The sequence below is a fragment of the Domibacillus mangrovi genome, assembly GCF_001906925.1.
Taxonomy (GTDB): domain Bacteria; phylum Bacillota; class Bacilli; order Bacillales; family Domibacillaceae; genus Domibacillus; species Domibacillus mangrovi.
The window spans coordinates 439369-451514 of sequence record NZ_MRWQ01000006.1; the positions used below are offsets into that span (position 1 = coordinate 439369).

11 protein-coding genes and 1 pseudogene are annotated in these 12146 nt (G+C 38.9%); 8 read left to right on the forward strand and 4 right to left on the reverse strand.

From position 1 onward, the window contains the following. Positions 1 to 145: 145 nt before the first annotated feature. Positions 146 to 1024: a radical SAM/SPASM domain-containing protein gene (locus BLL40_RS09455; protein WP_073711686.1), complete on the reverse strand. Its 879-nt coding sequence runs from the start codon at positions 1022 to 1024 to the stop codon at positions 146 to 148. Positions 1025 to 1444: 420 nt separating this feature from the next. Between BLL40_RS09455 and BLL40_RS09460 the strand changes: the two genes are divergently transcribed. Together BLL40_RS09460 and BLL40_RS09465 are read left to right on the forward strand one after the other, a co-directional pair. Then, positions 1445 to 1897: a hypothetical protein gene (locus BLL40_RS09460; RefSeq protein WP_073711650.1), complete on the forward strand. Its 453-nt coding sequence runs from the start codon at positions 1445 to 1447 to the stop codon at positions 1895 to 1897. A 419-nt stretch (positions 1898 to 2316) separates the two neighbouring features. Then, on the forward strand, positions 2317 to 2847 hold the full coding sequence (locus BLL40_RS09465) for an ECF transporter S component (protein WP_073711651.1): 531 nt from the start codon (positions 2317 to 2319) through the stop codon (positions 2845 to 2847). A 138-nt stretch (positions 2848 to 2985) separates the two neighbouring features. Here BLL40_RS09465 and BLL40_RS09470 read toward each other — a convergent pair whose 3' ends face one another. Both BLL40_RS09470 and tnpB read right to left on the reverse strand, forming a co-directional pair. After that, positions 2986 to 3231: a hypothetical protein gene (locus BLL40_RS09470; protein WP_073711652.1), complete on the reverse strand. Its 246-nt coding sequence runs from the start codon at positions 3229 to 3231 to the stop codon at positions 2986 to 2988. Between the two features lie 144 nt (positions 3232 to 3375). Further along, positions 3376 to 4517 (reverse strand): annotated as a pseudogene (tnpB, locus tag BLL40_RS09475) (IS200/IS605 family element RNA-guided endonuclease TnpB). Between the two features lie 71 nt (positions 4518 to 4588). On the opposite strand from tnpB, the gene BLL40_RS17565 reads away from it, so the two are divergent. Continuing rightward, complete coding sequence (locus tag BLL40_RS17565) at positions 4589 to 4741, forward strand: hypothetical protein (protein WP_173799915.1); 153 nt, start codon at positions 4589 to 4591, stop codon at positions 4739 to 4741. A 675-nt stretch (positions 4742 to 5416) separates the two neighbouring features. Continuing rightward, positions 5417 to 6064: a 2OG-Fe(II) oxygenase gene (locus BLL40_RS09480; RefSeq protein WP_095532839.1), complete on the forward strand. Its 648-nt coding sequence runs from the start codon at positions 5417 to 5419 to the stop codon at positions 6062 to 6064. A gap of 301 nt (positions 6065 to 6365) precedes the next feature. On the opposite strand, the gene BLL40_RS09485 is transcribed toward BLL40_RS09480, so the two are convergent. After that, entirely contained in the window at positions 6366 to 6857 is a 492-nt protein-coding gene (locus BLL40_RS09485; protein ID WP_083566469.1) for a TPM domain-containing protein, read from the reverse strand. Positions 6858 to 7473: 616 nt separating this feature from the next. On the opposite strand from BLL40_RS09485, the gene BLL40_RS09490 reads away from it, so the two are divergent. The 4 genes from BLL40_RS09490 (at position 7474) to BLL40_RS09505 (ending at position 11495) form a co-directional block, all read left to right on the forward strand. After that, positions 7474 to 8472, forward strand: a complete 999-nt coding sequence (locus tag BLL40_RS09490) for an ABC transporter substrate-binding protein (protein WP_073711655.1) — start codon at positions 7474 to 7476, stop codon at positions 8470 to 8472. A 114-nt stretch (positions 8473 to 8586) separates the two neighbouring features. After that, the gene (locus tag BLL40_RS09495) at positions 8587 to 9603 is read left to right on the forward strand and encodes a FecCD family ABC transporter permease (RefSeq protein WP_073711656.1); all 1017 of its coding nucleotides are present in this window, start codon (positions 8587 to 8589) and stop codon (positions 9601 to 9603) included. After that, positions 9596 to 10636, forward strand: coding sequence for a FecCD family ABC transporter permease (locus BLL40_RS09500; protein ID WP_073711657.1), 1041 nt, complete (start codon positions 9596 to 9598; stop codon positions 10634 to 10636). Before BLL40_RS09495 ends, BLL40_RS09500 begins: the two co-directional genes overlap by 8 nt. 37 nt (positions 10637 to 10673) lie before the next feature. After that, entirely contained in the window at positions 10674 to 11495 is an 822-nt protein-coding gene (locus tag BLL40_RS09505; RefSeq protein ID WP_073711658.1) for an ABC transporter ATP-binding protein, read from the forward strand. Positions 11496 to 12146 lie beyond the last annotated feature (651 nt).

A 12146-nucleotide genomic window follows, 5' to 3' on the forward strand; every position in this document is an offset into this window, starting at 1 on the left:
ATTATTAGATTGTGTCTAACAATTGGGATGCAGCTCATTTTTGTTTTAGTTTAAAGTTATTTATGGTAAGGTTCACCGTGTTATATCTAAATGTGATAGTGGGCTGGAAAGAATCTAACTTACTCACTACTGGCCATTTGCCTATCTATTTCCCAAACCTTTTGCGATATCCGCATTTTCTGCATAGTTCCTCTACCGCCACTCTTCGTGAAAAACCATCTACAAGGTTTTTTGCTCGATCCATCTCAATAATATCAGAAAATGACGCATCATTAATATTTCCAAGGTTGATAACTCCCTCACCATCTAGACAACAAGGGATAACAGTTCCGTTTGCTAAAATACCTGCTTGATTTCGAAGGCCATGGCAGAAGCCTTTCCCATCGTCCTCTTCTTCATGTAACGCAGGCCACTGAAACTCGTAATCTTGATTGATGAAGATGCGGTCCGCAATTTTCACGCCACTTCCTGGTACGACCTTCTCTTCAATTTTGTACTTTAAACCAAACTCTTTCTCAATAATTTCTAGTAATTGTCTGTTTCGTTCTCTTTCAAGATTCGTCGCATTGTCTTGTGTGAGATTCCATAGTCTTAGCGAAACAATCATTTCTGATTGGCTCGTTGCCTCTTTAATAAAAGAAAGTATACTCTTCACATATCCTTCCTTATCTTTCGAGCCAACATGGCCATCAAAGCTATGAAGTGAAAAATTCATTTGTCTTAGTGCAGGTTTATTTAATAATTTGTGCTTGTTTTTATTAATTAATGTTCCATTGGTTGTAATATTAACTTTAAACCCTTTTTCATGACTTAAGTCTAACAACTGGTCTATTTTAGGATGGAGCAGTGGCTCACCTTTTACATGTAAATAAATGTAGTCTGTGTGAGGTTTAATTTGGTCTAATCTCTTAGAAAAATCCTCCACAGAAATGAATTGCTTCTGCCGTTCTGTTGGCGGACAAAAGCTGCATGCGAGATTACATACACTTGTAATCTCTAAATAAAATTTCTTAAACTGTTTCACGATCAATTCCTCACTTCTTTGACTACTTAGAACGGGATGAAATATTGTTCTATCACTATTACAGCATATTTGTTCATAAATAGAAACATACTTATTCAAAGAAACGACTGTTACCATTTTCTCTGTTTGGAAGAATACAATTGTATTCTACTCCTTACTTATCATGCTAAAATTTAAATAGGGATTCCTTCACTTATTATGACCTATTACTGTTTAAACAATATTTAGAAGACCTTGAGGAGATTTTATCCAATGATCTTCTGATGTTAGTGAACTAGTAAGTAACTAACATATTAAGATGGAAAATGGTTGGATTAAATCTTTTGTTGCAGGAAAATGTAATGAAACGTCTTTCTGATTTTATTAACATCCTGCGGCGTGTATTTATTTTTATTAAATTTGAAATGCGAGGTATGACTGATGATAAAAAAACATAATGCGGTTACTATCTACCTCACCGCATCGCTCCTTTTAGCCATTATCTTCTTCACAGTCCTTCTAAATCAATTTTTGACAAAGGGCCCTGTCCCTACGGAAGTAAAACAACCAGTTACCACAGAACAGAAAGAAGCCGTACCTGAGGAAGCAAAAAAGCCGGCCAGTCAAACTCAAAAAGAAAGTGAAATAGAATCTGAAGAAAAAAACGAGACTGACGAAAATCAGGATGGGTATGTAGCCGATTGGTTCAAACAGTCCGATTCGCTGGAAATTGAGGAAGTTCCTGCTTCTTCTGAAAATGATATGCCTAATCAAGAAGAAACAAAGAAAACAATTGAAAACCAATCAAAGAAAGAGGTTATTAAGGAACAACCAGTAGAAGCGCCTATCCCTCCTACACAACCAGAGCAGCCTTCTTTTTCTTCAGGTAAATGAAACAAGTACCCAGGGAGTAACTGAAGGAAATGCAGCAGATTGGGGATGTTATAAAAAACGAGGTCTAAATAAAGTGAAACTTCATTCAGTGGGGGTTAGGTTCACAGGATGTGAATCAGGCAGACGTTGTCACAGGACGTGACGATCTTAGTCTGCCTTCCTCTTAGCCCCACTGAATAAAAAGGAACTCAGGTAAAGAGCACCGCATCCTGCGGCAATACCTGAGTGACCGGTTTCAGCCGGCCCGAACCAATCGGGCTTTTACGGGCAGTTGATCCCCCGCTGATCCTCCTTTTTTCTTTTCGATGGCTTGAAGCGGGGGTCTTACTGCCCGTTAATGCGGGATAAATTAAGTACGTATTTATTATTTATCCAATTAGTAGTAAGATAATATTCTAAAAAAAGAAAGAGGTTATCATATGCATTCAACATTATTATCGACAGAAACAACTAAAACAAAAGCTCTAGTCATCAATGCCCTTTTCATCGCGTTAACTGTTGTAGCCACAATGTTCATCAACATAAAACTCCCAATAATGGGTAACGGAGGCCTAATCCATCTAGGTAACGTGCCTCTTTTTATAGCAGCCTTCATTTATGGCAAAAAAACAGGAGCCATAGCAGGCGCCTTCGGGATGGGCTTGTTCGATCTTATCTCTGGTTGGGCTATATGGGCACCGTTTACATTCATCATTGTAGGTACAATGGGCTTTTTAGCCGGCCTCATATCCGAAAAAGTACCTGGCAAAAGAATATTTGTAAACACACTGGCAGTGGCCGTTGCACTGATTATAAAAATCGTAGGCTACTATTTTGCCGAATCTATCCTTTACGGTAACTGGATACAGCCAATCGGCTCTATCCCCGGAAACGTTTTGCAAGTCGTAATAGCCGGTATAATTGTAGTACCACTCGTAGGACGCTTAAATAAAAGAGCTAGACAGCTATAAAGGTGAAAAAAGACGATATCACTCGTCTTTTTTTACTTTTTTTAACTTATGTCTCCGTTAGTTGCAGAAAAATTATTTTACTTCTATCGAGAAGGCATAAATACTTACGTATTGGTTGATGCCAGTAATTTTAATCAGCTATTCTTCTTGTACGAACTTCACCACATCATATCCACAATTATTACAGACCATTAAATGAGGGCAAATTTGATTTTTAGCTGTATTGGGATACCCATCACCCATTTTTACAGTCTCTTCATCATCATAATGACCATAAGGGTCTAAAAAATCCGATACCTTACCTGAATCATCTAATCGAGAAGTACATTTTGGACAATACATTTCGAATACTTTTAATGAGTTACATAGCGGACACATTGCCATAAGTATCACTCCTTTTAGCTTTCATATTTAGTATCCATTTTTTTATCGATACTATGTAACATATTGAACTACCCACCAATTAACACTCTGATGAGTTGCTTGAAGTGGGGGATTCCTAAGATCACCAGCGTAACCGCCAGTTATTTAGTAGGCTAACCCCGCAGTCCCTGCGGTTAGAAGTCGGATCGCTTCGTTTTTAAGATTTTGTCCTGCGTTTATATCTCAATCATGATGAGTGTGACATTCTGGACATGCCCATTCACGTAATGCGAGATTTTTAACGTCTTTGTTTTTATAGCCACAACAAGAGCAAAGCTGGCTGGAAGGGAAGTTTTTCGCCACCACAATGACCTGCTTACCATACCATTTTGCTTTATATTCAAGCATAGAGCGGAATTGCGTCCAACTTACTTCGCTAATTTATGATTTTTCAACATATTCGTTACCTGCAAATCTTCCATCCCGATCACATCGTGGTTTTTGATGATGTCGGTTGAAACTTTATGCAGGTAGTCGGTACGTGCATTTGCTATACGTTCGTGAAGACGAGCGACTTTTATGCGCTGTTTTTGATAATTTTTTGATTCGGACAGTTTACGCGTTTGTCTGATGGCGATTTCTTTTCTTCTTGAAAGAATACGTTGCTCTTTTGCCAATTTCTTTTCAAGTGAACGGAAAAACTTCGGATTCGTATACACGGTTCCATTTGATAAATTAGCGAAATCTTTTAATCCAACGTCAACGCCTCCGGAAGAACCTGTTTTTTCTAAGGACTGTACGTCTGTTTCAACAAGAATGGACACAAAATATTTCCCACTTGGATTTCGTCTCACCGTAGCGTTTAAGATACGCCCTTCTACTTCTTTGCTTTTTGCAAAACGGACAAGTCCAAGTTTGGGTAATTTCATCTGCTTATCGAAAACAGTGATATTGCCGTTTGTTTGCTTCGTTGTGTAAGACTGCACTTGATTATTTTTCGATTTGAATCGTGGCGCTTTGTTCTGTTTCTTGAAGAAACGCTCATACGCGTCGGCAAGATGTTTCACGGATGACTGAATGGCAATACTGTCCACTTCTTTCAGCCACACGAGTTCTTTTTTAAGAGACGGGAGTTTGGCTGAACATGACGCATAGGTCAGCCCCTTCCCTGTCTCTTTGTAGGCTTCATGCCATTTTGCAAGAAAATGGTTGAATACAAAACGGCTGCATCCAATAGTTTTGGCAATAAGAATTTCTTGTTCTTTGTTTGGATAGATACGAAATTTATATGCTTTGTTGGTGACCATGACGTTCACCTCCTTATGTGTTAATTTATACATATTACACCATATTCGATATTCATTGTAGGAGTGAATACATGGAAAAACAATCAGTGGTGCTACGATTCCCCAAAACTCTTTTAAATAGAGTGGACACATACAAAGAACAAAAGGGTTTTGGTACTCGCACACAAGCTATTTTTCATCTATTGCAAATAATGCTCGAACAGTCGGACAATCGAGACCGCTAAAGCGAACCCTTGTCCGAAGGCAATTCATCCCCCACTTACTACTGGGCTACGCCTTTCGCATATTTGGAGATGGGGGTCTTCTTGCCTGAAAGTCGATAATAAAGTTAATGGATACTGCATTTTTAGCTAGTTCAAGTTCAACAAAAGAGTTTTAAATTAAATGTTCCATTATTTAAGGAAATGAATACTATCTGCTAATAGAGCCTTAATTTAAAGTATCAAAACTCCCCCAAAACACTTATTTACATAGTAAAGATATACTCACTGATACAGCTTTTTACTTACTCGTTACGGTTGAATTAGATCAATCATATCCTTCGGCAACTAAAAAATTATGTAGCTGACTAATGACGATTTAAAATGAACTAACTTTATTCTCATATAACATTTCATTGAACATCAAAAGGGCAACCGGTATAAGTTGCTTCATTATCGCACCAATACTTGCATATACCAAACGGCAACTTGAAAATGCGGCATCATTTTATAGCTGTGTGGGTTGGGCACTTATATGCCCCCCTTTAACAAGGGAGTATTAGTTTTTATTCATGTAACAACAATTTGAAAACTTGAACTAAATCTATGATATAATTATCGTAGATAGCCGCTTACATAAATAAAACAAATTAATTATTCAGAAAATTAAATCTTTTAAGGGGCTGGTGAAAGTTGATAATGGATAGTAAACAATCAACTGTTAAAGAACAAACTATTTTTGGTCATATAGGAAATAATTTTCAAACTGAAGATAGAAAAATTAATATCATCGCTCGATTAGAAGAACCACTAATAGTCATTTTAGGAAATGTTTTGAGTGACGAAGAATGTGATGAGCTCATTACATTGTCAAAAGACAAAATGCAGCGTTCAAAAGTTGGAGCTGAACACGAAGTAAATGAAATAAGAACAAGTAGTGGTATGTTTTTTCAAAAAAATGAAAACGATATCATTATCAAAGTTGAAAAAAGAGTATCATCTATTATGAATATACCCATTGAACATGGGGATGGTATTCAAATTCTTAAATATACTCCTGGTCAGGAGTATAAAGCTCATGTTGATTTTTTTTCACCAACAAGTAAATCAGCAAAAAATAATAGAATTAGTACACTCGTCATGTACTTAAATGATGTAGAACAAGGTGGAGAAACCTTTTTTCCTAAACTAAATTTTTCAGTATCTCCACAAAAGGGAATGGCGGTGTATTTCGAATATTTCTATAACGATAAAAACGTAAACGACCTAACTTTACATAGTGGAGCACCTGTTATAGCTGGTGAAAAGTGGGTTGCAACACAATGGATGAGAAGGCAAAAATTGTGATGTGCGTTATGTATAAATTCGATTACCCTCTAAAGAAAGCAACAAAAAATCTCGCTGGATTCGTTATTCCTCCAGTGAGATTTTTTGTTTTAGTTTAAAGTTATTTATGATACAGTTCACCGCTTTATATCTAAATGAGGTGTTACAATTTTCGGTTTTATAGTGTATTTTATTTGTTTACAGTCGAATTATAATGTACTTCTTTATCTATTTCTTTGATCTTTAGTAATAATAGTTTTTAATATCTACCCATGAAGGTCCATATTTGCTAAAAATAAGATTGACTCTTTTAAAAATTGAGCTACCAATCTCTATCTGCACCACCACCTCCAGACGAGCCGCCGCCACCGGAAGAATAATCGTCGCTGTTCGAATAACTATCACTGCTTGAGTAGTCATCATTAGTATTAAAGGTTCCTCCACCTTGAGATGAATTATCGCTACCTTTAAATATTCCCATAATGACTAAAATAATAAATAGAATGATGAGTAGTCCCACTCCTAAAAAGATAAGGAGAATCACCCAATCAAGCCAACCCCACTCTTCATCCGTTGCCGCATCTAGCCCTTCATATTCGCCTTTCACAGTTTGAATCAATACTTCAAATGTATCCATTACCGCTTTATTTGGCTCATCTGCTTTTAAAGCTGGAATAGTATGGTCGTCGAGAATCCGTCCTGCTACTCCATCTGGAATTTGTCCTTCTAAGCCATAGCCCACTTCAATACGAACCTTTCGATCTTCCGTAGCTAAAACGAATAAGACCCCTTTATCCCTTTCTTCATCTCCAATTCCATATTGTCGGAATGCTTCATTCCTGTATTTGTCGTCATCTGTCCTTTTCTTTCAATCTCGCAAAATGCGAACGCTTTCAGCAGCTCTTAGCATATAAAGTGAAACTTCATTCATTGGGGGCTAGGTTCACAGAATGTGAATCATGCAGACGTTGTCACAGGACGTGACGATCTTAATCTGTGTTCGCTATCTCCTATTAAATAAAAAAGAACTCAGGTAAAGAGCACCGCGTCCTGCGACAATACGTGAGTGACTGGGTTCAGCCGGCCCGAACCAATCGGGCTTTTACGGATAGTTGATCCCTCGCTTATCCTTCTTTTCTTTTCGACGTCTTGAAGCGGGGGTCTTACTGCCCGTTAATGCGGGATAAATGTACAGATAAAGCACTGAAATTGATGTTATTGAACCATAGTAATAAATAACCGTTGATATTTAACTACGGGATAGCATCGGGAAAATGCGGATTTACAACGATAAGTATTTTGATGCAAATCTTATAAGACATTATAAAGTCTAATTTAAAAGTGATTTAAGTATTGATATAAGTTAATTAATAGAATATAATAACAAATGATAACGATTATCATTATCGTTTAAAAAAAGGAGGATCAATATGTCTGTACTTACGTATTCATTTGCAAAAAAATCTTCATTTTCTTTACTAGTACTTATGTTATCCATGTTGATGTTTTTAGCTGGCTGTGGAAGCCAGTCATCAAAAGGAACATCAAATGAGGGTGGCGAAGAAGCAGAAACAGAAAGTTCCCGGGAAATCACCCATGCGATGGGAACGACAACCATTGAAGGAACGCCAAAGAACATTGTTACTTTATATCAAGGAGCAACAGATGCCGCTGTGGAAATGGGCTTTAAGCCCGTAGGTGTCGTTGAATCATGGCTGGAGCAGCCGATTTATAACTACCTGAAAGAAGATTTAGAGGGCGTCCAAATTGTGGGACAGGAAACACAGCCAAATTTAGAAGAAATCGCAAAGTTGAAGCCGGATTTAATTATTGCGTCTAAATTACGGCACGAAGAAATTTACGAGCAATTGTCTCAAATTGCGCCGACTGTTGTACATGAAACGGTATTTGATTTTAAAGGAACCGTTGAAATGATGGGCGAAGCGATGAACCAGGAAGAAAAAGCAAATGAGCTTCTTTCTGCATGGGACAGCCGCGTTGCTGACTTTCAAGGGAAAATCGAAGAAAAAATGGGCGACCAGTGGCCTCTTCACGTATCTGTTCTCAACTTTAGAGAAGACCATGCCCGCATTTATGTGACAGGTTTTGCCGGTTCTATTTTAAGTGAACTTGGTTTTGCCGGCCCTAAAAATATTACGGATAAAAGTCTGGATGTTGTGAAGCTGACGGACAAAGAAAGCATTACTCAAATGAACGCAGACGTTTTTTATATGTTTATGGAAGACAATGAAGCTGTGAAGAAAACACATGATGAATGGACGAACCATCCATTATGGAAAAATCTCGATGCTGTAAAAGCTAATCAAGTGTATACAGTGGATGAAATCATTTGGAATATGGGCGGCGGAATCAGATCGGCTAACTTAATGCTGGATGATATTTATGACAGATTTGAATTAGAAAAATAATCATGTAAGCACACGGATAGGAGGAGAATATTCTTTCTCCTATTTTTGTCTACCTTTTTTATGTTCGTTTTATAAAGAGTATGAGATCACACAAAGATTGAAAGAAGGATTCATATGGAGCATTTACTTTCTCGTCCATCTTTGAAAATAGGAGGATTATTTGTTTGCGTTTCTTTATTTGTTGTCTCCTTTATGCTGAGCATAGCGCTTGGCCAGACAACGATTCCACTACAGACAACCTTCGATGCCTTATTCAACTATGACGAGTCGAACACGGAACATATTATTATTACAACATCGCGAACAACGAGAGCCATTATAGCGTCTGTCATTGGTGCCAACCTTGCCATAGCAGGTGCTCTTATGCAAGCGTTAACGAAAAATCCATTGGCAGCTCCTGATATTTTTGGCATTAATGCCGGTGCACTCTTTTTTATCGTTTTTTCTGCCACTTTTTTTTCCATTAACTCATTAGTTAGTTATATGTGGATCGCTTTTTTAGGAGCAGCCGTTGCTGGAGTACTCGTTTTCTTCCTTGGTTCCGTCGGAAGAGATGGATTAACCCCTATTAAAATCGTATTGGCTGGGTCGGCGATAACGGCTCTTTTTGTTTCGTTTACGCAAGGCTTACTAGTGATTGATGAGCAGGCCATACAAAGTATTTTATTTTGGCTAGCAGGATCGGTTGCGGGACGCAGTATGGATATGTTGCTACCTGTATTACCATTTATGCTGGGTGCTAGTTTTCTTACCTTTTTTTTAGGACGGCCTATTAACATTTTGATGTCTGGGGATGACGTAGCAAAAGGCCTTGGGCAGCGGACGGTTTTCGTGAAGGTCATGATTGGGGTCATTGTTGTGTTGCTAGCTGGCGGCTCAGTAGCTGTAGCTGGCTCAATCGGATTTATTGGCTTAATTGTACCGCATATGGTTCGGGGTCTCGTAGGTCCTGATTACCGATGGGTCATTCCTTTTAGTGCTTTAATTGGAGCCATTCTATTGTTATTAGCTGATATAGCAGCAAGGTTTGTGATTATGCCACAGGAAATGCCCATTGGCGTGATGACTGCTGTAATAGGGGCTCCATTTTTTGTTTATATTGCACGCAGGGGGTTATCGAAAAATGACTAATTTTCTCACGGTACGAACAAAATCGGGCTCACTTTCATTCCAAACGTATAAAAAAACATGGAGGATCATTCTGCTTCTCATTTTATTATCATTGGGGATTTTCATGCTCAGTTTATCAGTTGGAAGCAGTTTTATCGCTCCCAACGCGGTGATCAAACAGATACTCGGCTATGGGAATGGAGAGTATGATTTTGTCTTGAATACATTGAGGCTGCCTAGAGTGTTGCTTGCTTTTATGGTTGGAGCGGCGCTTGCCGTATCCGGATTAATTTTGCAGGGAGTGATCAGAAACCCCCTCGCTTCCCCGGATATTATCGGGATTACAAGCGGGGCGTCCGTTGGCGCCATCGTCTTTATTGTTTATTTAATGGGGGCAGTAAGCCTGACCTGGCTTCCTGCAGCCGCAATCGGAGGGGCAGCTATTTCAGCCATCGTTATTTATGGGCTGTCATGGAAAAAAGGCGTCACGCCGATCCGCCTTGTACTGATGGGAATTGGCATCGCCGCCATCATGAAAGCTTTTGTCACGATGATGCTTGTATTAAGTGAAGCAGCTGTAACGACTAAATCTTATCTTTGGTTGACAGGCAGCTTGTATGGGGCGAATTGGATAGATGTTTATTCGATGCTGCCATGGTTTCTTCTCTTTATTCCTATTACACTTTTATTTTCGAGGACTGTTAATGCAGCCGAATTAGGTGACAATGTAGCTATGGGGCTTGGTGTAAAAGTGGAATTGCAGCGTCTTTTGCTTCTTTTTATCAGTGTTGTGCTGGCCGGGTCTGCGGTAGCATTTGCAGGTGGAATCGAGTTTGTCGGGTTAATCGCACCTCACATTGGGAGAATGATTGCCGGGCGTTCGTTTGGCGGATTAGTCCCTATATCTGCCCTAATAGGTGGAAGCATTGTCATGCTGGCTGATATGGCAGCGAGGACAGCCTTTCTACCACTCGATATCCCAGCAGGTGTTTTTACAGCGGGGATAGGGGCGCCATTTTTTATTTATTTGTTGTACAGAAACCGATATAAGTGAAGAAATGACATAAGATTGTAAAGAAAGGACTGAGACAATGAGTGTGTTAGAAGCACAGTCTTTAACTCTGAGTTATGGAGAACATTATATTATCGAGAATCTTGACCTGAAAATACCTGAAGGGAAAATAACGGTTTTAGTCGGGGCGAACGGCTGCGGAAAATCAACTTTATTGCGATCACTCGCCCGTCTTTTAAAGCCAAAGTCAGGGGGTATTTTATTGGAGGGTGACCTGGTAGGTAGTCTATCAACCAAAGAGGTCGCAAAACGTCTTGCCATTCTTCCTCAAGGCCCGATCGCACCAGAGGGTCTTACCGTTTTGCAGCTAATTAAGCAAGGAAGATATCCCCATCAAAGCTGGTTAAAACAATGGTCGAAAGAGGATGAAAAAATTGTTCAACAAGCCCTTGAAGCGACACGTATGCAGGAATTTCCAGAAAGAGCGGTTGACTCATTATCTGGTGGACAAAGACAAAGAGCATGGATTGCGATGACACTGGCACAGAAAACCAATATTATTTTGCTGGATGAACCGACCACATATTTAGACATGACCCATCAAATAGAGATTTTGGACCTTTTGTTTGATCTGAATGAACAGGAAAATCGCACGGTTGTTATGGTTTTGCATGATTTAAATCTGGCTTGTCGATATGCGCATCATATTGTGGCAATTCGTGATAAAAAAATATACGCACAAGGGAAACCAGAAGATATCGTAAACACGGATATGGTAAGAGATGTATTTCAAATGAATTGCGACATCACAGAAGACCCTTTATTTGGCACTCCGATGTGTATTCCGCATGGAAAAGGTCGACAGATTAATAAAAAGAAGCAACAGAGTGTTTTGTTGTAAGTTATATAATGGGGATGGATACGCATGAGCCTGATGATGAGTAGCTTTAGAATAAAGTTTGATCAAAATAAAGCGATTTCCCTTTGATAAATAAACATATAGAAAGAGCATGTTTTGAAAGAAGTTTGATCAAAACATGCTTTTATAATATTTAATCCAATGATTCTTTTATAAGAAAATTTGATCATTTCGTACGACATTCTTCAACTTGCGCGATCCTTTTATTTGCTTTAAACACCCCATTGCTTTCTCGTTTTTTATCAACAATCAAAAAGGTAAACCCTTCTTCGTTGAACTTTCTGATTATAAGTTTTATGTCAACAACCCGCCACTTATCGACCTTCGGTCTGATTGAAGTGGGGGCTTGCGTCTGTCAGAGTTCGACAGTGCATCTACCCTCATAGATTAGCAATTACGCTTATTCCTACCCAGTAGTGCTAACGAGCAAGGCTCTCCTACCTCAGTGTGGTGGAACATAAGGACGGTTGACTTCGCCCCTGCCGCAAGAGTCATGCTCCTGTGGCAACTACACCAATGTGTTCAATTCCTTTTCGGTGTAGATTCATAGCACCAATACCGTCATAGATTGATTGCTATTGGCAATTTTTACACTTGAATAGGTGTAGTTTTTTATTGCGATTTGCTTTCTCA